Below are 22,067 nucleotides of genomic sequence, written 5' to 3' on the forward strand. Positions count from 1 at the left end.
AGCTGGTGATCCTTGCATAGGAGATCAGTCGCGGATAGCGACACCTGTCGTCGGATCAAACCAGTGTAGCTTCTCCAGATCGACGGTCAGAGGCAGGCGCTGGTTTGGAGTTGGTGTCAGGGCCGGAGGAATTCGCGCCACCAGGCGGTTTTTACCCTTGTGCGTGAAGCTGTCCTCTGCGTCGTTCACGTTAACCGGCGGGGACGGGATGTCGAAGAAGACGAACGTATCGGCCCCGAGTGCTTCGGCAACTGCAATCTGCTCGTTGAATAGCGCCTCCCGCTCCGGACAAGCCTGGAACATTTCCGGGCGGATCCCGGCAATGACTTGCCGTCCGGCGTACGCGGACAACGCCGCCCCTGCGGGAACAGGAAATGATATTTCCGCTCCTGTAATCGCGCCTCTAAGTGATCCGGCTTCCGCGTTAAGCTCGACGCGCACGAAATTCATTGCTGGTGAGCCGATGAAGCCCGCAACGAAGAGATTGGCCGGCTGGTCGTAAAGCATCTGAGGTGTGTCGATCTGCTGAAGATTGCTGTCCTGACCATTGAACACCGGTTTCAGCACCGCAACACGGTCGCCCATGGTCATGGCCTCGACCTGGTCATGGGTCACGTAGAGCGTTGTAGTACCGAGGCGCTGGTTGAGCAGCTTCAGCTCGCCTCGCATTTGGACGCGCAGCTTGGCATCAAGATTGGACAGAGGCTCATCCATCAGGAAAGCCATTGGATGGCGAACAATTGCACGCCCCATCGCAACACGCTGGCGCTGGCCGCCGGATAGCGCGCCGGGTTTGCGCTCGAGATATCGGGTGAGATCGAGCATTTCCGCGGCATCCCGCACCAGTTCATCGATTTTTCTCTTCGGCGTTTTGCGCTGTTGCAATCCGAAAGCCATGTTTTCATAGACAGTCATATGGGGATAAAGCGCGTAGTTCTGGAAAACCATGGCGATATCCCGGTCCTGCGGCTCGGTCTCGGTGACATCCGTGTTGTTCATCAGCAGACGGCCGCTGTTCAGCATTTCGAGGCCCGCCGCCATCCTTAGCAAGGTGGACTTGCCGCAACCCGAGGGGCCGACCAGCACGACGAACTCTCCGTCCGCGACCGCGAAACTCACATTGGCGACGGCGACGGTTCCGTCCGGAAAGGTCTTGCCGATCCCGTCAAAGGTCATGGACGCCATAAATACTCCTCCGAGCATCAAGAAGCGAGGCAAGCCGTCCTCCTAGGACAGGATGCCCCGCGCGTTTAGGTTCCGGCGTTAGCCGATGTTTACGGCCTTGCCGCTGGCGACAGATTCCTCAATCGCCGCCAGGATCTTGGTGTTTGCCAGACCGTCCTGCGCATCCGCCAGCAGCGGAGCGCCGCGCACCACGCTATCGACAAAGCGGGCAATGGACTCGAGCACAAAGCCACCAATACGGGTCTCGCCGGTCGGGGTTATGCCGATGTAATCATTGTATTTCAGTCCGCCTTCCACGATACGGCGCAGGCCGCCGCTGTGGGTCGGGTCTGCCTGGATCTGGCCCTTTTCGCCGACGAATTCGATCTTGAAATCGACGAGCGAAGGATTGTCACGCGACAGGATCCAGCTGTTTTCCATGGTCACGACCGTGCCCTTGGAAAACTCGAGGATGGACACATGAAAGTCCTTCGTATCCACGCCGCCGCCAGACAGCGTACCTGAGCGGGCGACCGAATAAACGCGGACGACTTCGTCTGCGAGAATGAAGCGGAGGACGTCGACCAGATGGCTTCCTAGAAACCAGAGTGCTGAAGATTTCGAAGCCCAACTCAGCATTTCGAAGGGAACGAAGGCTGTGTTGGAAAGACGCGCCGTCCCATGTTTTGCGAGACCGATTTGGCCGTCCTGTATCATGTCACGAACCTGCGCGAGGATGGGATTCACCCGGTTGTGGAAGTCCACCATCAGCTTGCCCTTCGACTTTGCGGCAGCCTCGGCGATTTCTTCAGCTTCGCTTACGGTGGTTGCAAGCGGCTTTTCGCTCAGCACGTGTTTATCGGCCCTGAGTGCGGCGAGAATGATGGGCGTATGCGTAAAATCAGGTGTCGCAACCGAGATGGCATCGATCCGATCACTGGAGATCAGCTTCTGGTAATCGGTGAAGGCTTGCGCTGCCCCGAAGCTCTCCTTCATCTTGAGCGCCCTGCCCTCATCCAGGTCGCACACGCCGACAAGCTCGGTCTCCGGCAAGACATTAAATGTGTGAGCGTGATTGTTGCCCCAAAGACCGGCGCCGATGACGCCCATACGCAGCTTGCTCATTTCATTACTCCATTTATAAAGGGGAACGTCAGCCCTTCACCGAACCAAAGGTGAGGCCTCGTACGACGTATCGATCGAAAAACAGGAAGATGATCATCGGAGGTATCATCGCGAGCACTGCGGCCGCGGCGATGTAGTTCCACGTCACTCCGCTCGTCGCGAAGTAGCCCAGTGTTCCGATCGGAAGGGTGGCGGTCGAGCGCGAGCTCAGCACCAAGGGAAAGGCGGCATTGTTCCATGCAAAGACGAAGGCAAACATGGAGGTGACAATGATGCCGGGACGAACGATCGGAAGCGTGATCCGCCACATGATCGTGTACCAACGGGCGCCGTCGACCCGGGCAGCTTCTTCCAATTCCACTGGTACCTCATCGATGAAGCTCTTCATTAGCCAGACGGAAAACGGGATCGTCAGCGTCTGCAGAACCAAAACCATGGAAAAGTAGGAACCCTGGAGACCGATGCGCGTGATGAGGACGAAATACGGGATCAAAAACGCGACTGGCGGGGCCATCAGCAGGCCGAGATACCACAACATGATGTTCTTCTTGCCGCGCAGCTTGAAACGGGACAGAGCGTAGGCAGCAGGAACGGAGAAGGGAAGATTGAGCAATACCGCCCCGATGGCCACGATGAGACTATTCACCAGTTGCGGCGCGTTAGTACCGGGATCGACCAGTATATGCCGGAACGCATCGAGATTGGGCTCGAACGAGAGTTGCGGCGGCGTTGTGAATGCCGTCTCCGACGGGCGGATCGCAAGAGCGATGAACCACAGGATTGGCCCGACAAAGATTGCCAGGAAAAGGAGGCCGGCGGCGTAGGTGAGTGCTGTGTTGAAGTTTGTGTGGCGACCGGACATGTTACCACTCCTCCTTTCGGAACGCGAAGAACACGTAGAGGGCAACGATGATGTTGACGATCAGCACGGTGATCCACGTCATTGCGCTGACAAGACCAATGTTGAAGTTCACAAGACCCTGCTCGTAGAGCGAATAACCGAGGGTGCGGGTGGAGGTGCCAGGCCCGCCGCGGGTGAGCACAAGCACAGTGTCGAAGGTGTTGAAAATCTGCATGAAGCGCAGCATGACGATGATGATCGCCGTGCGCTTGATCAGCGGCAGCTTGATCCGCATCAGGATCGTCCACGCAGACGCGCGATCCAGTCGTGCGGCCTCCAAAATCTCGTCGGGAACTGCCAGCAGGCTCGCATAGAGCACGATCGCGAAGAAAGGCGTCCATTGCCAGATATCGACGAATAGGATGGCGGCGAGCGCTGTCGATGGCGAGCCGAGAATTCCTTCCGCGGGAACGGGGAGCCAGAGCGACTGCATGATCCAGCTCAAGAGCCCGCCACCAGGGTCGTAGAGATAGCGGAACAGGAAGCCGACGACTATCGGTGCGATCGTGGTGGGCAGGATCAGCAGGGCACGCACGACATTCATGCCCGGCAAAGCCTTGAGCAGGATGAGCGCAATCGCCAGACCAAACGCGAATTCAATTGCTGTGCCCAAGACTGAGAGGATCAGCGTATTGGTGAGCGCCGCGCGAAAGTCGAAGGCGTTGAAGGCCTGCACGTAATTCTCGAAGCCAACGAATTGCAGCGGCTCCGGTCCGATTTGCAGATTCCAGAAGTAGAAGCTCGATCTTAATGCAAACAATAAAGGGTAGGCGATCAGAGCGAGCAGCATCACGACCGAAGGCGCAATCAGCAAGTAAGGCAGGTTTCGTCGAATAATGCCCTTCCGGCCAGGCCCGAGGGCCCGCGGACAGCGAACAATTATAGCATGCATTGCCAGATCCAGTTCTTCTTCAGTCGTTTTGCCGGCGCGATCGCTGCCGCGCCGGCTCGAGGAGAACTCTATTACTTCTTGGCGATCAGGGCCTTGGCCCCGTCAAGAGTGTCAGCGAAGCTTTCCTTCTGGTGAGGGATCATGAGATTGCCCTTCAGGATGCTCTCAAACAGGCTGTTGGCGCGCTCAAGGCCCGTCTTCGGCTCTTCGCTGCCGGTCAGGAGCTGGTTCAACGTGAGGCCCAGCACGCTTTCGATGGCAGTGTAGCCCGGAACAGGTGGGCGTGTGACCTTGCCGTTGCCCTGCTTCATCATTGCGTACTGAACATCGAGGTACGGATAGATTGCCTTAACGTCCTCATCCTCATAGAGCGAAGCACGCGCGAAGTCCGAGAACTGGTAGTTGAGGTCCGGCCAAAGAGCCATTTTCTTCTGAGTGGCCTTCGATGTTGCCCACTTGATGAAGGCGTAGCCGGCCTCTTGCTTTTCGGAGCTGGAAGGGATGCCGAGGCTCCAACCGCCGAGGCTGATCGTCTGAGGTACGCCCTCAGCTTTCGGCAACGCAGCCGTTGCATATTTCTCCATGACCTCCGACTTCTTGCCGGTCATGTAACCGGCGTTTTTGATCAGATAGAAGTATGGGGTCCACCAGTAGAACATGCCGATATCGCCCTTGGCAAAGCGGGTGCCGGCGTCGAACCAAACGTAGTTGATCGCCTCGGGCGGAGACAGCTTGTAGAGTTGTCTGTAGATTTCGACAGACTTTATCCATGCCGGGCTCGTCAGTTGCGGAGAAAAATCCCACGGGGCGGTCGGGAACGATTTGAACCAGCTTGCGCCGTGGCTCGCTGAAACCTGCGTAAACATGTGCACGATCGGCGACGGCTGCGAGCCGCAAACAACGGTAGGAAAGAGCGGCTTGCCCCCGAATGACTTGCCTTGCATCGACTTCAGAATTTCGACGTATTTCGTCCAGGTCCAGTCTTCCGACGTCTCGTTCGGAGGCGCGGCAATGCCCAAGTCATTGAAGATGTCCTTGCGGTACATCACGCCCTGCGCATAGGCCGCGACTGGCAGCGTGCCGACCTGGCCGCGCCACATGTTCGAGGAGTACAGAACCTCGGGAATGAAGTCGGAGAGGTCAAACTCGCTGTCCTTGGCAATCAAATCGTTCAGCGAGATGATCCAGCCATTGTCGAGATATTGCCCAAGCCACATCTGGTCGACGACGATGACATCGGCATCTGAGGTTTTGGCGACAAAAGCAGAGACGAGGCGCGACTGTAGGGCGTCATAGGAGAGGCTCTCCAATTCCACCTTGATGCCGGTTTCTTTCTCGTATTCCGGGAGCATCGCCTTCATCGAAAAGAAGAAAGGGTCTTCAACGGACAGGACGCGCACCGTATTCGCGTCTTGCGCAGCGGCGCGGCGTGGCACGGCCAAAGAACCCGCCCCAGCTACAAGAGCTGCGACGGAAGCGCTCTTCAGCAGGTCCCGGCGCGACATATTTCCAATATCGATGGTCATAAGAGCCTCCTCAGTTGCATGTAATCCTATCCCGGTCCTTCAGCGGAGCCGTGGGCTTCCGCTATTGAAACTGAGATAGTTACCCCTAATTTGCTTTTGTCAGCAGTTAGTTTGTACCTCGCACAAACTTATGATACTTGTCAAGAAGATGCCGCAAAGAAATTCGCAGACTGATTGCAGGCGTCACGACTCGGCCTGTTTGCGTTGTTGTAGAGACCCAGTGCTGTCTAGTCGATCGCGAGTGTAGAGAGTACAAAGAATCCAGCAAATCGGAGATGCAAATTGAAATTTGAGAGTCAGCCGTCCTATTCATTGGGCCATCGCACACCTGCGAGGAGGGAAGCCGCAGCTAGCGAGATTGGTGCCAATGTGACGCTTGTCTCGCAATCAGCGCTTGGCGCGATCAACCGCGGTCGGGTGCTGCAAGCTTTGTATGATAATGGCCCCAAAAGCCGAGCGGATCTCGCGCGGCTTGCTGGCGTCAACCGGACAACGATAACCGGCATCGTCCAGCCGATGATCGAGGAACAGCTTCTCGTAGAAGGGGATGCGGCGCCCTCTGATGTCAAAGGCGGCAAGCCTGCCCGTCCGCTTTATTTCAATCCCGATGCCCCGATGCTCGGAGCGGTACTCCTCCTGCCCGGCACGATACAGGCGTGCCTTGTGGCACTGACCGGGGAGATCAGAGCCGTTACGAAAGCTGAGTTCGACCCGTTTGGCGACAGGCAAGCGTTCATCGCGACTCTAACGAAAACGCTCACCTCCACGCTGTCTCATGCCCATCAGGCGCCGTTCGGGATCGGCGTTGCCTCGGGTGGAATGATCGACAGTGACAACGGCGTGATCCTCGCTGTCAACCTTGCGCCTGTACTGACAGGACTTCCCCTCGTGAACATATTGCAGGAACACTTCTCGCTTCCAGTCGTCATCGATCATCACCCGCGTGCCTTGCTTGTTGGGGACCGATGGTTTGGGCCCGGGCGTGGCCAACAGAACTTTGCGGCGATCTACACCGGGGAGGTTCTTGGCGGAGCCTTCTTCATTGATGGCAAAGTCTACCGTGGACTTGCCGGTTCCGGCGGCGAACTTGGCCACACCGTGGTTCAAATCGATGGCGAGATCTGCAACTGCGGTAAACATGGCTGCTGGGAAACAGTGGCCGCCCTGCCCTGGCTGCGAAAGGAGGCTGCCCGCCTGGGTTTGCCGCAACCGGGTAGCATCACGTGCGCTCGTCTTGTCAAAGAAGCAGAAGACGGATCGAAAGCGGCCGACGCGCTCCTCGATCGCTACACACGCAATGTGGCATTCGGCATCGTCAACCTGCAGCAAACGTTGTTCCTTAACTCCTACGTCCTCCATGGAGATGTTGCGGGCGGCGGGGCAAAGGCCGCCGAGCGCGTGAGGCAGCACGTCGAGCGGCTGGTGGTGAAGAGACCAAGCCAGGAGATCTCCATCACGGTGAACGGTATTGGCGAGGGCCACACGGCATTGCGCGGAGCCGCTGGTTTGGTGTTATCGAGCCACTTGAAGGTGGTGATTTAGGGCGATCGATCGATGTGTGGGCTCGGGCCGTAAGCAAGAGCGCGTCGCGGTCGTCAGCGGTCGCCAATCCAGATACCCAAGCGGTTTACAGCTAGATGGACGACAGTGGCATTGGCCGGCCCCACGGGATGAGAACGTAAGCTCGTGGCGTCGTTGCCGTGACGACGAGACGGAGCACGAGCCCCCGCCTCGCCGGTCACTGGCGAAGAAACAAGCGTCCGCTCAGCGGTTGGGCGTGAATGGCAGGAAGCCGACGAAGCCGGTGATTGTCCATGCACCATCGCCCTTCGTGCAAAAGAAAACGGACTGCCAGTTCAGTTTTTGTGAGCCACCTTCCGCAAGGGCTATCGCATCATCGAAAGTCTTTCTTGCAGTGGCCGTGTGCCCTTCCACACGAATGTCCAGCATATTGGTCGCGCGGAAGAGAGCATCTCTCCGGTCCTCGGCATATCGGGTGGAGGCGGAGCGCCGGGCATCTTCCAGCCACGCATCACGATAGGCTTCGACCGTTGGAAACCGGACCTCCCAGACTGCAGGATCAAGCGATCCTTTGGCATCCACTCCGCAAAAGCCGTCAAACTTGAAGGAAGGGGAAAAGATCGACCAGTCCTGCGCGACGAAACCATTGACATCTTTGCGCACAAGCATTTCCCAAATGGCATGTCGGTCAGTGCCTACGGGAAAGGGATTTACATCGAAAGGCATGAGAAACGTTCCTTGAGTTGAGGTCTACCCGCCGCTCTTTAACCGGTTCCCGATTGACATTCCAGTATGTTTGTGCGACGCACGCACGAATAGGAAACGAGGAGCGAGCGCAGTCGGAGTGCGAAGGCAGGAGCCGTTGCCGCTGAAGGACTATGCGCTCAGAAGAAGTGGGACCATGACGATCTACCTGGTTGGAATCGACGGCGGAGGTACGAGCTGTCGCGCGGCAGTTGCAGGTCCAGACGGTCGTATTCTCGCGCGCGGCCAATCCGGTCCAGCCAACATTCTCTCCGATCCGGATACGGCGCTTGAGAATATTGCCGGTGCGACACGCGTCGCTTTCAACGAGGCAGGTCTCGATCCTGACGGTATTGCATCAGCGCGTGCGGTTCTCGGGGTCGCTGGTCACAATGTCGGTAAAGCCGTTCACCACGTGAAGCAGCGGTTGCCTTTTGCCGAAGCCGACATCGAGTCCGACGGGCTGATCGCGCTTCAGGGTGCGCTCGGCGACAAGGACGGGATCGTCGCCATTTTGGGAACTGGCACGATCTACATCTCACGCCACCGCGAAAAGGTGACCTATACGGGCGGGTGGGGCTTCACTGTCGGCGACCTTGGCAGTGGTGCCCGCATTGGACATGCACTTCTGCAAGAAAGCTTGCTGGCCTATGATGGCATCCACGACGTCTCCCCATTGATCTCTTCCGTTCTTACGGAATTCAACAACGATCCGCGGGAGCTTGTCGAGTTTGCGCGGCAGGCAAAACCCGGCGCATTCGGTCGCTATGCGCCGCGGGTGTTCGAGTTCGGTGAGCGAGGCGATGCCGTTGCGGCGCGTCTGTTGAAAGATGCCGCTATTTCTGTTGACGAGGCGCTCGACCTTTTGGTCGCGCGAGGAACGAAGAAGATTTGCCTGCTTGGCGGTTTGGGGCCTTTCTATCCTTCCTGGATCGCCTCCCGGCATCAAGAGCTTCTGGCTAAGCCCGAGGGCGATGCACTTACCGGGGCTGTGGCACTCGCGCTCGCTCGCTTCGGGCGTCGCCAGGAGGCGATCGCATGAGTGACAGGCTTGCGGCGATCCTTCCGTGCGGGGGCGTAATCCCCAAGGGTGCCGGACCGCTGTACCACAGACTTCGCCTATTGCTCGAAGAGGCGATCCTGTCGGGGAAACTCAGTCACGGCGATGTTCTCTATCCCGAGCGGGATCTGGCCGAGCATGCCCAGGTTAGCCGTGTCACCGTCCGCAAAGCAATCGACCATCTCGTCCGCGATGGTTTTCTGGTGCGGCGTCCCGGTTCAGGCACCTTCGTTGCTCGATCGGCCTGCCGGGTAGATCAGCCTATGTCGCGCGCGGTCCTTTTGACAGAGGAGATCTTCTGGCGCGGCTCTAACACTGAAGTCGAGTGGATGGAGCGCAGTATTTCCCATCCTGCTCCAGAGGAAATGATGACGCTCGGGCTGTCCGCCGATAATCGAGTAGCGCGCTTCATCCGCTTGCGAAGATCCGCAGGTCTGGCCCTTGCAATAGAACGCACTTGCATTTCCGCAGAGTTCCTGCCCGACGCGGTCAGCGTTACCGCCTCGATTTACAAAGCGCTCGAAGACGCAAATGTCAGGCCAGTGCGGGCGATCCAGCGCATTTTCGCCTGCAATATCCAGGAGCTGGATGCCAGCATGCTCGGCGTCACTATTGAAGCGGCCGGTCTGCTGACCAAACGGGTCGCCTATCTTCATTCGGGCCGCGCGGTTGAATTTACCCGCTCACTCTATCGAGGCGACGCCGACGCCTTCGTCACCTCATTCACGATTTCAGAAAACTGAAGAGCATCTCAACAAAGGATTCCACCATGCAGACCATTGTGCAGACGAACATGCGGCGAGAAATCGACGAGATTCCGGAAGCTGCTGCCAGATTGCTCGATCGCGCGGCGAAAGACTTCGCGGCCTCAGGTGCAGCTTTGCGCGCCAAGGATCCGGCATTCGTCGTGACGATCGCGCGCGGCTCCTCCGACCATGCCGCCTTGTTCCTGAAATATGCTATCGAGCTCACCGCAAAATTACCTGTCGCTTCGATCGGGCCATCGCTCGCGTCGATTTACGGCACCGAGTTGAAGCTTGGCCGCAGCGCTGCTATTGCGATCTCACAGTCGGGTAAAAGTCCCGACATCGTCGCTATGGCTGACGCAGCAACGCGCGCCGGCGCCGCTTCGATTGCACTGACGAATACACTGCCCTCGCCGCTTGCTGATGCCTGCAACCACTCTTTGGACATTCTGGCTGGGCCGGAAAATGCGGTAGCCGCCACCAAGTCCTATGTTAACTCCATCGTTGCAGGCCTTGCAGTGCTGAGCGAGTGGACGGGAGACGCTGCGCTGAAACGCGCGGTGGCGGATCTACCCAGGCACTTTGCCGAAGCGGTGAAGCTCGAATGGCTGGAATTTTCCGCCGACGCGGGTGACGCCGATTCCATCTATGTGTTGGGTCGCGGGCCGGCACTGGCGATCGCCAGCGAGGCGGCCTTGAAGTTCAAGGAAACGACCGGGATTCATGCCGAAGCCTTTTCCGCGGCGGAAGTGTTGCATGGACCCGTCGCACTCGTCGGCACCCGCTTCCCAGTGTTGGCGCTTGCCGCCCGCGACGCCGCCGAAGGCTCGGTCGCCGAGATTGCCGATGCCCTGAGCGCCAAGGGCGCTATTGTGCATATCACGTCGGCGCGGGCGACGAGGGCAAAGCCCCTGCCCTTCGTCGAGACCGGCCACCCGATCACCGACGCGCTGGCGCTGGTGCTTCCATTTTACGTTTTTGTCGAAGCCTGGTCGCGCTCGCGTGGCCATAATCCGGACGCACCCGCCCATCTGAAGAAGGTCACGGAAACCCGATGAATGTGAAAAGAAAGATCACGGGCGCGCGAATCTTCGACGACATGAAATGGCATGACGGTCCCGCGCTTGTTGTCGAGGCAGGGCTTGTCGACTCTATCGTTCCTGCAAATTCTGTCGACGATCGCGGCGAAACTGTTGACGCACGTGGCTCATTCTCCTGTCAGTCTTCACCGACCTGCAGGTTAATGGCGGCGAAGCCCTCTTCAATGAGCAGCCGACGTGCGAGGGCGGGCGGCTGACGCTTTCCGAGGGCACGCTCGCTGGCGCCGACATCGACATTCTTCGCGCCGTCGCAGTCTTTGCGGAGATGCTGCGCTGCCTCCCGTCCGCTTCGTACATGAAAAGATTGACCTGCCGGTGGAGGAAGCGTTTCGCATGGCGTCGGTCTATCCTGCCGAGGCCATGGTCATTGCCGCACGCAAGGGCCGGCGGGTGACCGGAGCCGATGCGGATTTTGTCTTGCTGACGCCCACCGAGCTTGAGTTGAAGTCAAGCATAGCTGGGCGAAAAGTATTCGATGCGAACGCTCCAGGTGTAATTTGAGTTCGGGAATTTCTTGGTTTCGGTCCTCGACAGCGGAGGCGACGCACTGTGCTGGATGGGAATCGGCAGTGCGCCTTAGCTGAATGCATTCCCCATCTCAGCAACCGCGTTTCCAGTCGTCGGTCGCTGGCGGGTCGCGGTCTTACGACAAACTGGATCGATTTTTGCGATGACGACAAGGATGCTTCCACCATTTGAAAAGACCTGCCTTCTATGGGTATCGCGAGGCAGGACTCTCGCTGAAATCGCCTTGATTGAGGGCAAGAGCATTGCCGAAATCGAGCTTTACCTGAAGCGTGCGCTTGTCTCGCTCGATGCAAAATCGATAAAGGAGGCGCTTGAGAAGGTGAACCTCTTCAAGTCCGATTGAATTGAGCATCGCTGCCCGGCGCTTGACGCGTTCAGCCGCGGCTTGAGCACCCCCACTATGTTGCGTTTTGCGCGATATCGACGTGGCAGCCAATGGCAAGGATCTTGCCGCCGTTGTGGAGAAAACGAAGCGATCGCAACCGAGGCGCCATTGGAAGCAAGGGACCGCTCCCGAATGGAGCCTCTCAAATGTCGCACGATCTTTCCCTCGCACAGTCCCATGCCTTCCAGCTTTCCCGCAACCTGATGGTCCCGGTCATCGTCTTCGAGATCGACGGTGAGTACGGCGTCCTGTCCTCTGACGAGATCCACGCCGATGACGATCTTGCGATCGTGCATGAATTTTTGCCCTGGCCGGCGCATTGAGCCGGCGTTTGCCTTTGGCGTGCCGCTTGCGAGCTGCAGGCCGCAAGGGAGGCTTCGCCGCGGCCGACAGAGCATTGCATGATCCGACAATTGTCAGCCGCGCCCTTGCCGCCTTTGCTCTTCGCGGAAGGCCGAAAAGTGCCCGCGAAACGACGGGTAAGGCAAGGCATGGAGGCCGATCGCTGTGCGATCGGGAGAAAAAATGGAAAGAAAAGAGATAGAGGCGCTGCGCAGCCAAGTGAGCTGCGCGGCAGTTCTGGAACAGGCGAGCTTCGCCATCGATATCAAGGAAAGTACCCGGCGTGCGGTCAAGTTTCGCCGTGGCGGTGAGATCATCATCGTCACACATGAGGGGCGCGGATGGTTCGATCCGTTGAGCGATGCGAAAGGCGATGTGTTCGGGCTGGTCGAGCATCTCGATAATGTCGGTTTTCTCGAAGGTGCCGAAAGGGTCGCGGATCTCGTCGGTTTTGCGATCACTGAACCGGAGTGGCAGCCTCCGAGGCCGGATGGAGGATACGACCTCACTCTTTCGGAGCGTTGGCAGGCGCGCCGTCGCCCTTGGTCCGGCTCATCGACATGGCGTTACCTTGATTGTGAGCGTTGCCTGCCGACGCCTTTGCTCCGGATGGCGATCAAGGCTGACCTTCTTCGGGAAGGCCCACATGGCAGCATGTGGGCAGCTCATACGGACGGTGCCGGACTTGTGACCGGCTGGGAAGCACGAGGACCGCAATACCGGGGCTTCGCGTCTGGAGGAACGAAGGTCCTCTTCCGTCTGGGGTCAGATACTGCGTTGCGCCTGGCCGTCACGGAAGCCGCGATCGACGCCCTGAGTCTTGCGGCCATCGAGGGGGTGCGCGACGGCACACTCTATCTCAGCACTGGCGGCGGATGGTCGCCGGCCACGCAAGCCGCGCTGCGGCAAATGGCCTCCCGGCCTGGCGCCCGGTTGGTCGCTGCGACGGACGCCAATTCCCAGGGTAATATGTTTGCCGAGCGGTTGCGGGCGCTTGCCGAGGATGCCGGCTGCGACTGGTCGCGGCTTCGCCCGCCCGAGGTGGACTGGAACGAGACCCTGAAGATCAGGGAGAAGGAAACCAGGGAAAGAAAGGATGGAGGCGTGCCGCATCCGCGCCGCCCACCTCAAGGGGGGCTTCGCCCGGCGGATCCGGCCCTTAACTCGGACGGTCGCGATGCCGTCGGCTCGGAAGGAGTCATGAAGGACTGAAGAGGACGGCGAGGTCGAGTGGACGGCGCCGCACTTCGGTCCGAAAACGCGCAAGGAGCCGTAGATGATCCCCTCTCCCGCAATCCGTAAGGTTTTTCAGGGCGTCGCAAACCGCCCGCAGCTGTTTCGCATGTTCGATCGCCACGCCCAGCGCGCGAACCGTTGGAACGGTGATGCCGCGCCATTCTACTCAGGTGAATGGTTCGAGATCGGCGAAACCGAACATGCTGGAGAGCGCCGTTGGCGAAACCGACTATGCCTCGCTCGCGCGCTGCGCCCAGTACGCTCAGTTCACCCCAGGATATGTGATCCGGGCGATTTGGGCCGGCCTCCAGTGAGCGGTTCGACAAAACTGACGGCTATCGCTATACCACCATGGTCCAGCGCACGGGCGCGGACTTCGAGATCGATCTCGCCGTCACGGTGACGCCGCCCGGCGCTGTCCCCCTTGAACACGCACTTGACGACTACGAGGGGGAACAGCCAGTCCCGCCGGGATGGCGAATTTGCCTTCGCGAGTGGCCGAAAGCGTCGTCAGCTCAGGCAGGTTGAGACGGAGCTCGCAGCCGAGGCGCGCGAGGCAAGTGCGGGTAACATATAAGCTGCCTAATTTTGGAAGCCGTGCAGCATACGCACAGGTGCATTGCACAATAAATGTCTCCCATCTGATCAAAATATGATCATAGTGCTTATAGTTGATGCACATGGCGGTCTCCTCCCAGTTCCGCCGCACCAGCTGTTCCCCTCTGGAGGTTTTGACCTTCACACTTCATGGGCCTCGGTTTTCCGATGGCCCATTTTTTTATCGCCGACGACCTGCTCCAGACTAGGCTGTCCCTATTGCGACCGAGCCTCACCTGGGGTCGGCATCGTCCAAATAGTCTTTGACGCTGATCTTGATCATATAGTGATCCGACAGGAATCGATCGTGAGCCGTCAAATCAGATGACCGCAACACGTATTGCCTGGTGTAGCGAAATTCCGGACGATCAACTGCCACGAAGGCTCTGTCGAACGGCGCTTCCTTGTATTGCGCGCTCCAATACGTCGCACTGTCGTTGTTGTTGAGATCGATAAAGCCGCCATCGATGAATGCCTCGATCGCGGGCTCGGCGTTGTTGAGAATGTTGGTATCACCGATCAACACCAAGGTTGGGTCAATCTCCGCTCGGACACTCTCAATTGCTGCGCAGAGGCTGACAGCTTCTTTCCCTCTGACCCTTCGGTTCTGGGTGATGCCGCCATAATTTGACTTCATGTGCAGCGGCACCAGGCCAAGCCTTCGTTTCTCCGGAAGTTGCTGCCAGTCACCATTTTCCGCGCGTCGCCAGACAAGAATTTCCGAGCTGAAGCTGAAAAGATGAGGCTTGCGATCCCAGAGAGCGTCCTCGGCATCTTCATGACTAACTTCCAAAGCCGTGACCTTGCCGAGGGTCAAGCGTTTTGTGTTCCACATCACAGCACACAGCTGCGATTTATCTCCAGCTTGGCGGTTGGGGACGATTTCGTATGCCCAAGGATCATCCAGATGTTCTTCCAAGAGGTAACACACCACATCCAGGTCGGCGTTCCTGCGTTCTGATCGTGCACGACTTTGTATGACCGGTTGATTTTCTCCCAACCTAACTTCCGCGTCAGTGGGAGTCAGGTAGACCTCTTGGAGCGCAATGACATCAATCCCCGACATCTCGATGTGATCGGCAAGAGCGAAGGCACTCTGCTTTCGTTCCGCGCGCGGCGCGCCGCTAAGATGCTCAATATTCCAGCTCGCAATCTGCAGAAATCCCATAGTCCCCTCCTGTGGTGGTTGGTTTGCAATCGCCAGTCTATACACATTCTCATATTCTCGTTGTGACAGCGCCGGCAATGAGCCGCCCAGTTGTGCATCTTGCGTCCTCAGGTCCCGCGTGCTTCTGCGGGAGCTCATTGGCAATGCTAGTTTAGGGTGAATGCCGGTACATCTGCAGCTGCCAGAGCTGCAGCGCGGTTAAGCAGGAAGCGCTTGGAAGGAATTGGGAAAGAAAAAGGAGAAATCCGTCGCAGATCGGTCCTCCCGTCGCCGCTGTCGCTCAACCGCCGCCTGCGCATCCCGGCCACTCGTCCTTCGCACGGCTTCCAGCCCCGCTCGTCCTTCGCGGTAGGCCGCTCGCCCGTAGTTGCGCCGTTCCGACCGCCCTGCGGTTCGGGAGGTGTCTTCAGGAAAAAATGAAGACAGGAAGGACCGGCAGAGAGCCGCGTCCGTATCCCCGGAAGGAAACTCCCATGCAACTCATGAAGGTCGATCCGCGCGCGCTGAAGGACAACCCCGATAACACGCGCCAGTCGAAGTCGACGCCACAGGCCGACGAGCTGCTGCTCGCGACCATCAAGGCCGTCGGCGTCATCCAGCCGCCCATCATTTTCCCCGAAGCCGAGGGTAACGGCTACGTCATCGAAGCCGGTCACCGGCGCACCCGCATGGCGCTCGCAGCCGGCATCGAGGAAATCGATGTCATCGTCGTCGAGCCGGCCAACGACAATGGCGCCATGCGCTCGATGATCGAAAACATCGCGCGCGAGCCGCTGAACCCGGTCGACCAATGGCGCGGCATCGAGCGCCTCGTTGCTCTCGGCTGGACCGAGGAGACGATTGCGATCGCGCTGGCGTTGCCCATTCGACAGATCCGCAAGCTTCGTCTGCTCGCCAACGTCCTGCCGGCGATGCTCGACCGCATGGCCAAGGGCGACATGCCAAACGAGCAGCAGCTTCGCACGATTTCCGCGGCCTCGCTCGATGATCAGAAAGAAGTCTGGAAGGCCCACAAGCCGAAGAAGGGTCACACGGAAGCCTGGTGGGCGATCGCCAACGGCCTCACAAAGACATGCATGTATGCGCGCGATGCGAGTTTTGGCGACGATCTCCGCCAGGCCTACGGCATCGAGTGGGCGGAAGACTTGTTCGGCCCGGCTGACGAGGACAACCGATACACGACCAACGTCGAAGCATTCCTCGGTGCGCAGCAGGAATGGATGAGCAGCAATCTTCCCAAGAAGGGCGCCATCGTCGAGGTCAATAATTGGGCCCAGCCCCAACTGCCGCCGAAGGCGGAGCGCGTCTACGGCAAGCCCGGCAAGGGTGATTGCACCGCCCTGTATCTCGACCGCGACGGCAAGGTGCAGACCGCCCATTTCCGGATGCCGGAGGTCAAGAAGGCAAAGGGCAAGGGCGATGTGACCGTGCCCGGCGGCGAGGACGGAAACGAGGCTACTGACGTTGCAGCAAAGACCCGGCCGGACGTGACCCGAAGCGGCATCGACATGATCGAAGATTTCCGCACGGACGCGCTGCACGAGGCATTGGCCCGGGCGCCGATCGAGGACGACACCCTCATGGCCATGCTGGTACTGGCCTTTGCCGGGCAGAACGTCTCGGTCGACTCCGGCTCCCAAGTCTCCGGGCATCTCTATGGCTCCAGGCGTTTCGCCCGGCACGCCGTCCGGCTGATCGGTGAAAGCGGCAAGCTGGAGTTCGACATGGATACACTTCGTGTCGCGGCCAGGTTGACCCTGATCGATGCCCTGTCGGCCCGCACCAATCGTACAGATAGCGGCCTCGTTGTTCGGATTGCCGGCGATGCCGTCGGCGCCGACGCCCATCTTCCGAACATGGGTACGGAGGAGTTCCTCGCGTGCCTCTCCCGCCCGGCGCTGGAGGCGTCCTGCGGCGGCACGAGCGTCCTTCCCCGGCCGCGGGTCAGGGACACGCGCGCCGCTCTGGTCGAGCACTTCAAGGAAGAGCGCTTCGTGCATCCGTCTGCCCTCTTCGCACCCGATGATGCGAGGATGGCCGAGTGGCTGGCCAAGAACATCGAGCTTGGCAGCCAGGACGACGATGCGCCCGCCGACGGGGCGACGGGCGGCATTGAGGACGGCGTCGGTGGTGAGCCTGATCCGTCGATCGAGGACGATGCGGTGGCCAAACCGCATGTGACGGCCGCCGAGGACGACGGCAATGCGGCGGACACCGAGCTGGAAGACCTCGACGAGACTGACGATGATGCCAGCGCCGATGATCCCGATACCGCTTACGGAATCGCGGGCGAGTAACCCTCCCCAAAAATTTCATACCGATCGATACCGCCGCTGGCCATCTCCGGCGGCGGCTTTGTCACACCTCAATACAGGAGAACACGCATGTCTGCGTCTTTGATTTATGATCTCGCCCCGATCGGCTCGATTGTCGCTTGGTCCGACGGCACACCTCGCCCGCCCGAACGCCACAAGAAAAAGCTCGCCGCTTGGGAAAACCGCAACAGCGAGGGTCGGCTGATCCGCAAGCAGGGTAAGCGTGGCATCGGCAACGTCTGCCTCACGCCGGATTTTACGCTGCACGAGGGCGATTTCGGCGCGGGCGGTATCATCGCGATCCGCATCCACCGGACGTTCTCGCTCGACACCCACCCCACATCCAAGGTGATCGAGCGTCCGCTGCTGGACCATGTCCGCGTCTTCGACCGCGCCGGCGACAACGCCGAGCTCGTCCACCTCGCTGTCAATCGTCAGACGGCCGAGGAATGGCTGACCCGGCATGGTTATCCCGATGCCGTGCTTGACGAGGTGACCGCCGACGAAGTGGCGGCCGATCACGTCGAAGGGAGGGCCGCGGTATGACCACGCCCGCTCTCCAAGCTGTTGAAGGTACCACCCTTGAAGTTTCAGGGGTGGAGTTCGGGCGCAGCGCCGATGATCTATCCGTCGCACGCGTCGGCGATCTTGTCTTCGCCATGGTTCCGGCTCGTGACGGTCAGTATTTTCTCGCCAGCGCCTGGCGCATTCGGCGCCCTCTCACTGAGCTCAGGCGGGACGACTACTATTCACACTACGGCGTCATCAAGGACGAGGCAGCATTCCAGGTCCGGATGGTCGAGCAGGCCGAGCACAGCCGTGAAATGCGGGCGCTCGACCGGCAGACCGCCCGGATGAACTGCTCCACGCCATGGGGACCGTCGCAGGGTGCCACCGTCTACGCGGAAGGCATCGTCTCCCACACAACGGCAGGACATGGCGGGTTCAAGTTGTCCAGCGAACGCAATGTCAAAATCCATCCGACGCTTCGTTGCGCCGGCGGCTGGTACGAGGAAGATGCCGCGTGGGCCGCAGTTCCCCTCGCCTACCCGAGCCTCTTTTCCGCATACGAGCGCAAGTGCGCCGATCGGACGATCCGGGATATCTGGCCCGATGCCTGGGAAGCCATTTTCAGACGTCCTCTTGCGGCATGGCGAATCCCATGAAAAGGATCGCCGCGCTTTTGAGCGGGCGCATGCCGGCGACTGGATCGTCATCTCCGCGCTGCGCTCTCACCACCATCCCGGGATGACCGAAGTCATCGCCACGATTGGCGGCGTGCGTGCCGCCCATGCGGAAGAGCGTCGCTTTCTCGTGCCAAGCGACGAGTACGAGGTTGGTCAATTCGGCTTCGTCATAGATACGGCGCGCCACTCTGCCTACGACGGACCGTCGTCGCTCATCGGTAGGCCGCCGCGGAGGGCCAGCGCATGAACCCGGTCAGTCCCTACGTTCTTCTGTCCCGCATGGAGGCGGCGCGGCGACAGACGCGCCGCCATCTCGATCTCATTCACCGGCAGATCACGGGCCGGGCGGAACGCATAGCGATCACCGGGAAGGCGAAAGCCCGCTCGTACCGCCGGGGCGGGTCACGCTGGACGCGCTCCGACGAGCTGTTGTTTCAGGATCATGTCGAGCGGCTTGCATTCGAGCGGCGAATGGAAATCGCTGCCCTGGCTCGGAAACTGCAACGTCAGGAGCGGGCGATCACCACCGTGCGTCGAGCGCTCGGCGATGATGGTTGCAATGAGGCGGCGTGATCCCGATCGGGGGACACCTTCGTAGCCGGTCTGATACGTTGGAAAAGCAGTCGGTCGCAAGGGGGGTCTCGCTTCCGGGTTCGGGTTCGGGGTCGTAGCGCTGCCCCTACCGGTCTGCCCTTCGTTTTCGCTGCGGTCTGAACCGACGGCCAGTCGTTTCAAGGCCGCTGGCGCGCCGCGGAGCGGCCGGTGCAGCCTACCTCGCAAAACGGGTTCGCGTCCTTCGCATGGCTCTACCCCGCTTGTCCGCGAACCCGTTTCGCTCGTCCGGCCGTCCCGGACCTGTGAAAGCGCCCGTCCTTAGCCGGTTCCTGTCGACCGCCTCGAAGGGCAGACCGGCAGGGGCCGGAGCCGCTTCGAAGGAAACCACGAAAGGAAGATCCCATGGCCAAGCCCGCAACCAATCGACCCTCCGCCCGTGTCGTGCCACTCCGCAAGGGCGCTACCCTCGAAATGGTCAGGCTCACATGCCCGGACACCGCACAGGCAATGTTGATCGCCGAGAGCTTCGGAACCGCGGTGGTCGACAGCGACGGCATCCGTGACCTCCACGAGCGCCTGATCATCGAAACCGCCGACAGCCTCTCGGAAGGTCTCGGCGAGAAGGCGATGCAGATCCATCTCCAGCGCATCGTCGGGGCATATGTCGGTTCGGCGCACGGAGCCGGCCAGTTCTACAGCCGAGCAGTCTCCGAAGCACGAGACGCCACCGCCAAATCGGCAAACTACGCCCGCGACGAGGACCTCGATGGCCCGGTCGGTTATGACAGCGCCGCCCAGCGCAAGCGCGAATTCGCCGCCGACATGGGCATACAGTCCTACGCGCTGCGGATGGCCGCGGAGGGCGCCGTCGCAGCTTATCGGCAGGTCATCGGCGAAGCTTGGAAGCCATTCGACCGCCCCGTCGACAATCCTGGCCAGTCGCTCGACCGCAAGGCGGCCGAGGCGCAGATGGCGGCTCTCGGTTGAGCCGCTTCGGGCGGAGCTTCGGTTCCGCCATTTCCCTCTCTCTAATCCTCAGGCCGGTTCCTTTGGGACCGGCTTTTTTCCATGTCACGCGGACAAGAAACAAGAACCCTGCCCGCCACGCCCCGTCCCGGTCGGCGGTCCCTGCAGGAGCCGGCGGTCTGCCGCAACGGCTTCGCCGTCCTTCTCTTCGTTCCGGCCGTTCCGGTGCGGCAAGCCGCCTTATGGCTCCTGCCTTCGGACCTCCGCGACGGGGCCGCGATGGTCGCGGCCTCCAGACAAGGAGCATATGGACATGAGCAGGAAAGCTGAAGGCGAACGGGCCGACGTCTACGCACGGATCACGGACCGGATCGTCGCCGATCTGGAGAAGGGCGTAAAACCCTGGATGAAACCCTGGCACGCGGCCAACACCAATGGCAGGATTACGCGGCCGCTACGCCACAACGGCCAGCCCTATTCGGGCATGAACATTCTCTTGTTATGGTCGGAGGGAATGGCGCGCGGCTTCACCTCACCCATGTGGATGACGTTCAAGCAGGCGCTCGAACTGGGAGCGGCGGTGCGCAAGGGTGAGACCGGTGCGACGGTCGTCTTCGCCAGCCGCTTCACCAAGTCCGAGGCGGACGGCAATGGCGGCGAAGTCGACCGGGAAATCCCGTTTCTGAAGGCATACACGGTCTTCAACGTCGAGCAGATCGACGGCCTGCCCGAACACTATCATCATCGACCGGCTCCGACTCTCGATCCGACACAGCGCATCGAGCATGCCGATCATTTTTTCCGGAACACCGGCGCGGTCGTTCGGCATGGCGGCTCGCAGGCTTACTACTCGCCTGTCACGGATCACATCCAGATGCCGCCGTTCGAGACGTTCCGCGACGCCGCGTCTTACGTGGCAACGCTGAGTCACGAAAGTTGCCATTGGACGGCGCGCCCCGATCGCGTTGGACGCGACCTCAGCCGATATGCCAAAGACAAGAGCGCGCGCGCCCGCGAGGAACTGATCGCGGAACTTGGAAGCTGCTTCCTATGCGCCGATCTCGGGATCGCGCCGGAGCTGGAACCACGGCCGGACCATGCATCTTACCTCGGCTCATGGCTGAAGATTCTATCTGACGACAGGCGGGCTATCTTTCAGGCCGCGGCCCATGCCCAGCGTGCTGTCAGCTTCCTGCACGGTCGCCAGCCCGTTCAGGCCGACGAGAGAGCGGCTGCGTAGGAGACATTAAGATCGGTCGTTGTTACCCGCAACGGCCGACATTTCTTTTCGGCCCGCGAAAGGTTGCTGATCGGACGTGAGGTCCAGCTTCCCCCAGATCGATGGCTTCGGGTTGGTCGCTTCGGGACTGCTTGATTTCGACGATAAACGGCTTTGTCTGCCGACGCATAAATCCTCCAGGCGACGAATCGCTAGCTCACGATATCGCGTTGATAGGTGGAAGCAACTGCCCGGCCGGCCGGGTCCGTCGCGTCCAAAGTCGACGCTGTGGGATTTAGCGACAGGGCGACGGGTTCGCCGCTGCAAAGTTCCGACGGGGCAACGCGCGCGGAGGGCCGCCATCTCGTGGTTCCTACCACCGCTGTCAGGCCACGTCCTCCGCGGGCTCGATGAGGCATGTCTGATCGGAGACCGGCTTCGCCTCGATCGTTTTCCCGCAACGGCCATCCGCAACTTTCTTCCCCTGCGAACTGCGTTCGCATTCCCCGCGGAACAAGAAAGCCGCTTCCGGCCGCCCTCCATTTCATTACGGCCCTACGGGGGCGGTCCGATCGTCCCCGATCCTTGCGACAGCCATCGAGATCCTATGAGGATGGGCGGTGCCCTGCTTTGATGTGGTGGAGGTTGTTGCCATTTCGAAAAGGAGCAAGACAATGGTGCAAGCGCAGACGATGGATAATGCAGCACACAAGAACCTGAACGCGATCTTCGTTTCTGTAGAGCTGAGCAAGAAGACGTGGCTGATCACCTCAATTTCCCCGGGCGCTGG

General features: G+C 60.0%; 20 protein-coding genes and 3 pseudogenes. 16 read left to right on the forward strand and 7 right to left on the reverse strand.

Annotated elements, in window-relative coordinates:
- Window positions 1-24 precede the first annotated feature (24 nt).
- The 5 genes from A3C3_RS0133025 to A3C3_RS0133045 form a co-directional block, all read right to left on the reverse strand.
- Complete coding sequence (locus A3C3_RS0133025) at window positions 25-1,185, reverse strand: ABC transporter ATP-binding protein (protein WP_022718819.1); 1,161 nt, start codon at window positions 1,183-1,185, stop codon at window positions 25-27.
- Between the two features lie 78 nt (window positions 1,186-1,263).
- A complete protein-coding gene (locus A3C3_RS0133030; RefSeq protein WP_022718820.1) occupies window positions 1,264-2,289 on the reverse strand; it encodes a Gfo/Idh/MocA family protein in 1,026 nt (341 codons plus the stop codon).
- Between the two features lie 28 nt (window positions 2,290-2,317).
- Entirely contained in the window at window positions 2,318-3,151 is an 834-nt protein-coding gene (locus A3C3_RS0133035; RefSeq protein WP_022718821.1) for a carbohydrate ABC transporter permease, read from the reverse strand.
- 1 nt (window position 3,152) lies between these two features.
- Entirely contained in the window at window positions 3,153-4,082 is a 930-nt protein-coding gene (locus A3C3_RS0133040) for a carbohydrate ABC transporter permease (RefSeq protein WP_028740206.1), read from the reverse strand.
- A 71-nt stretch (window positions 4,083-4,153) separates the two neighbouring features.
- Window positions 4,154-5,608: an ABC transporter substrate-binding protein gene (locus A3C3_RS0133045; protein WP_022718823.1), complete on the reverse strand. Its 1,455-nt coding sequence runs from the start codon at window positions 5,606-5,608 to the stop codon at window positions 4,154-4,156.
- Between the two features lie 282 nt (window positions 5,609-5,890).
- Between A3C3_RS0133045 and A3C3_RS0133050 the strand changes: the two genes are divergently transcribed.
- Window positions 5,891-7,150 carry an ROK family transcriptional regulator gene (locus tag A3C3_RS0133050; protein WP_028740207.1) on the forward strand — a complete coding sequence of 420 codons (1,260 nt, stop codon included), beginning with the start codon at window positions 5,891-5,893 and terminating at the stop codon, window positions 7,148-7,150.
- Window positions 7,151-7,372: 222 nt separating this feature from the next.
- Here the strand turns inward: A3C3_RS0133050 and A3C3_RS0133055 are convergent, their stop codons facing one another.
- Window positions 7,373-7,798 (reverse strand): hypothetical protein, encoded by a 426-nt coding sequence (locus A3C3_RS0133055; RefSeq protein WP_051154548.1) that lies wholly within the window; start codon window positions 7,796-7,798, stop codon window positions 7,373-7,375.
- Between the two features lie 232 nt (window positions 7,799-8,030).
- Between A3C3_RS0133055 and A3C3_RS0133060 the strand changes: the two genes are divergently transcribed.
- From A3C3_RS0133060 to A3C3_RS47500, 9 genes and pseudogenes are all read left to right on the forward strand, one after another.
- Window positions 8,031-8,915: a glucosamine kinase nucleotide-binding domain-containing protein gene (locus tag A3C3_RS0133060; protein ID WP_022718826.1), complete on the forward strand. Its 885-nt coding sequence runs from the start codon at window positions 8,031-8,033 to the stop codon at window positions 8,913-8,915.
- Window positions 8,912-9,676 (forward strand): GntR family transcriptional regulator, encoded by a 765-nt coding sequence (locus A3C3_RS0133065; protein WP_022718827.1) that lies wholly within the window; start codon window positions 8,912-8,914, stop codon window positions 9,674-9,676. Before A3C3_RS0133060 ends, A3C3_RS0133065 begins: the two co-directional genes overlap by 4 nt.
- A 26-nt stretch (window positions 9,677-9,702) precedes the next feature.
- Window positions 9,703-10,737, forward strand: a complete 1,035-nt coding sequence (locus A3C3_RS0133070; protein ID WP_022718828.1) for an SIS domain-containing protein — start codon at window positions 9,703-9,705, stop codon at window positions 10,735-10,737.
- Between the two features lie 375 nt (window positions 10,738-11,112).
- Window positions 11,113-11,280 (forward strand): hypothetical protein, encoded by a 168-nt coding sequence (locus A3C3_RS48730; RefSeq protein ID WP_022718830.1) that lies wholly within the window; start codon window positions 11,113-11,115, stop codon window positions 11,278-11,280.
- A gap of 169 nt (window positions 11,281-11,449) precedes the next feature.
- Complete coding sequence (locus A3C3_RS0133085) at window positions 11,450-11,650, forward strand: helix-turn-helix transcriptional regulator (protein ID WP_022718831.1); 201 nt, start codon at window positions 11,450-11,452, stop codon at window positions 11,648-11,650.
- A 188-nt stretch (window positions 11,651-11,838) separates the two neighbouring features.
- Window positions 11,839-12,015 carry a hypothetical protein gene (locus A3C3_RS46315; protein ID WP_022718833.1) on the forward strand — a complete coding sequence of 59 codons (177 nt, stop codon included), beginning with the start codon at window positions 11,839-11,841 and terminating at the stop codon, window positions 12,013-12,015.
- A 202-nt stretch (window positions 12,016-12,217) separates the two neighbouring features.
- The gene (locus A3C3_RS0133100; RefSeq protein WP_022718834.1) at window positions 12,218-13,246 is read left to right on the forward strand and encodes a DUF3991 and toprim domain-containing protein; all 1,029 of its coding nucleotides are present in this window, start codon (window positions 12,218-12,220) and stop codon (window positions 13,244-13,246) included.
- A gap of 64 nt (window positions 13,247-13,310) precedes the next feature.
- Window positions 13,311-13,472: pseudogene (locus A3C3_RS44270) on the forward strand (DUF1419 domain-containing protein); the annotation flags it as partial.
- Between the two features lie 110 nt (window positions 13,473-13,582).
- Window positions 13,583-13,847: pseudogene (locus A3C3_RS47500) on the forward strand (hypothetical protein); the annotation flags it as partial.
- A 252-nt stretch (window positions 13,848-14,099) separates the two neighbouring features.
- Here the strand turns inward: A3C3_RS47500 and A3C3_RS0133110 are convergent.
- Window positions 14,100-15,035 carry an exonuclease/endonuclease/phosphatase family protein gene (locus A3C3_RS0133110; RefSeq protein ID WP_022718836.1) on the reverse strand — a complete coding sequence of 312 codons (936 nt, stop codon included), beginning with the start codon at window positions 15,033-15,035 and terminating at the stop codon, window positions 14,100-14,102.
- Between the two features lie 473 nt (window positions 15,036-15,508).
- On the opposite strand from A3C3_RS0133110, the gene A3C3_RS0133115 reads away from it, so the two are divergent.
- The 6 genes and pseudogenes from A3C3_RS0133115 (at window position 15,509) to A3C3_RS0133140 (ending at window position 21,298) form a co-directional block, all read left to right on the forward strand.
- Window positions 15,509-17,332: a ParB/RepB/Spo0J family partition protein gene (locus A3C3_RS0133115; RefSeq protein ID WP_022718837.1), complete on the forward strand. Its 1,824-nt coding sequence runs from the start codon at window positions 15,509-15,511 to the stop codon at window positions 17,330-17,332.
- An 87-nt stretch (window positions 17,333-17,419) separates the two neighbouring features.
- Window positions 17,420-17,896, forward strand: a complete 477-nt coding sequence (locus tag A3C3_RS0133120) for a hypothetical protein (RefSeq protein WP_022718838.1) — start codon at window positions 17,420-17,422, stop codon at window positions 17,894-17,896.
- A pseudogene (locus A3C3_RS41935) lies at window positions 17,893-18,784 on the forward strand (DUF7007 domain-containing protein). Before A3C3_RS0133120 ends, A3C3_RS41935 begins: the two are co-directional and overlap by 4 nt.
- Window positions 18,781-19,110 carry a hypothetical protein gene (locus A3C3_RS0133130; protein ID WP_022718839.1) on the forward strand — a complete coding sequence of 110 codons (330 nt, stop codon included), beginning with the start codon at window positions 18,781-18,783 and terminating at the stop codon, window positions 19,108-19,110. The pseudogene A3C3_RS41935 and the gene A3C3_RS0133130 overlap by 4 nt, the downstream one beginning before the upstream one ends.
- Before the next feature lie 384 nt (window positions 19,111-19,494).
- A complete protein-coding gene (locus tag A3C3_RS0133135; protein WP_022718840.1) occupies window positions 19,495-20,079 on the forward strand; it encodes a hypothetical protein in 585 nt (194 codons plus the stop codon).
- Window positions 20,080-20,371: 292 nt separating this feature from the next.
- Entirely contained in the window at window positions 20,372-21,298 is a 927-nt protein-coding gene (locus A3C3_RS0133140; protein WP_028740209.1) for an ArdC family protein, read from the forward strand.
- The last annotated feature ends 769 nt before the right edge of the window (window positions 21,299-22,067 follow it).

This window comes from Rhizobium mongolense USDA 1844 (genome assembly GCF_000419765.1).
GTDB lineage: Bacteria > Pseudomonadota > Alphaproteobacteria > Rhizobiales > Rhizobiaceae > Rhizobium > Rhizobium mongolense.

What these genes read in the sequence shown, in the direction of transcription:
- A3C3_RS0133070 (WP_022718828.1), top strand. Translation starts at nt 9,703, where the DNA reads ATGCAGACCATTGTGCAGACGAACATGCGGCGAGAAATCGACGAGATT.
- A3C3_RS0133055 (WP_051154548.1), bottom strand. Translation starts at nt 7,798, where the DNA reads ATGCTTGTGCGCAAAGATGTCAATGGTTTCGTCGCGCAGGACTGGTCG.
- A3C3_RS0133115 (WP_022718837.1), top strand. Translation starts at nt 15,509, where the DNA reads ATGCAACTCATGAAGGTCGATCCGCGCGCGCTGAAGGACAACCCCGAT.
- A3C3_RS48730 (WP_022718830.1), top strand. Translation starts at nt 11,113, where the DNA reads ATGGCGTCGGTCTATCCTGCCGAGGCCATGGTCATTGCCGCACGCAAG.
- A3C3_RS0133065 (WP_022718827.1), top strand. Translation starts at nt 8,912, where the DNA reads ATGAGTGACAGGCTTGCGGCGATCCTTCCGTGCGGGGGCGTAATCCCC.
- A3C3_RS0133045 (WP_022718823.1), bottom strand. Translation starts at nt 5,608, where the DNA reads ATGACCATCGATATTGGAAATATGTCGCGCCGGGACCTGCTGAAGAGC.
- A3C3_RS0133025 (WP_022718819.1), bottom strand. Translation starts at nt 1,185, where the DNA reads ATGGCGTCCATGACCTTTGACGGGATCGGCAAGACCTTTCCGGACGGA.
- A3C3_RS0133130 (WP_022718839.1), top strand. Translation starts at nt 18,781, where the DNA reads ATGAACCCGGTCAGTCCCTACGTTCTTCTGTCCCGCATGGAGGCGGCG.
- A3C3_RS0133030 (WP_022718820.1), bottom strand. Translation starts at nt 2,289, where the DNA reads ATGAGCAAGCTGCGTATGGGCGTCATCGGCGCCGGTCTTTGGGGCAAC.
- A3C3_RS0133100 (WP_022718834.1), top strand. Translation starts at nt 12,218, where the DNA reads ATGGAAAGAAAAGAGATAGAGGCGCTGCGCAGCCAAGTGAGCTGCGCG.
- A3C3_RS46315 (WP_022718833.1), top strand. Translation starts at nt 11,839, where the DNA reads ATGTCGCACGATCTTTCCCTCGCACAGTCCCATGCCTTCCAGCTTTCC.
- A3C3_RS0133140 (WP_028740209.1), top strand. Translation starts at nt 20,372, where the DNA reads ATGAGCAGGAAAGCTGAAGGCGAACGGGCCGACGTCTACGCACGGATC.
- A3C3_RS0133040 (WP_028740206.1), bottom strand. Translation starts at nt 4,082, where the DNA reads ATGCATGCTATAATTGTTCGCTGTCCGCGGGCCCTCGGGCCTGGCCGG.
- A3C3_RS0133110 (WP_022718836.1), bottom strand. Translation starts at nt 15,035, where the DNA reads ATGGGATTTCTGCAGATTGCGAGCTGGAATATTGAGCATCTTAGCGGC.
- A3C3_RS0133060 (WP_022718826.1), top strand. Translation starts at nt 8,031, where the DNA reads ATGACGATCTACCTGGTTGGAATCGACGGCGGAGGTACGAGCTGTCGC.
- A3C3_RS0133035 (WP_022718821.1), bottom strand. Translation starts at nt 3,151, where the DNA reads ATGTCCGGTCGCCACACAAACTTCAACACAGCACTCACCTACGCCGCC.
- A3C3_RS0133135 (WP_022718840.1), top strand. Translation starts at nt 19,495, where the DNA reads ATGGCCAAGCCCGCAACCAATCGACCCTCCGCCCGTGTCGTGCCACTC.
- A3C3_RS0133120 (WP_022718838.1), top strand. Translation starts at nt 17,420, where the DNA reads ATGTCTGCGTCTTTGATTTATGATCTCGCCCCGATCGGCTCGATTGTC.
- A3C3_RS0133085 (WP_022718831.1), top strand. Translation starts at nt 11,450, where the DNA reads ATGACGACAAGGATGCTTCCACCATTTGAAAAGACCTGCCTTCTATGG.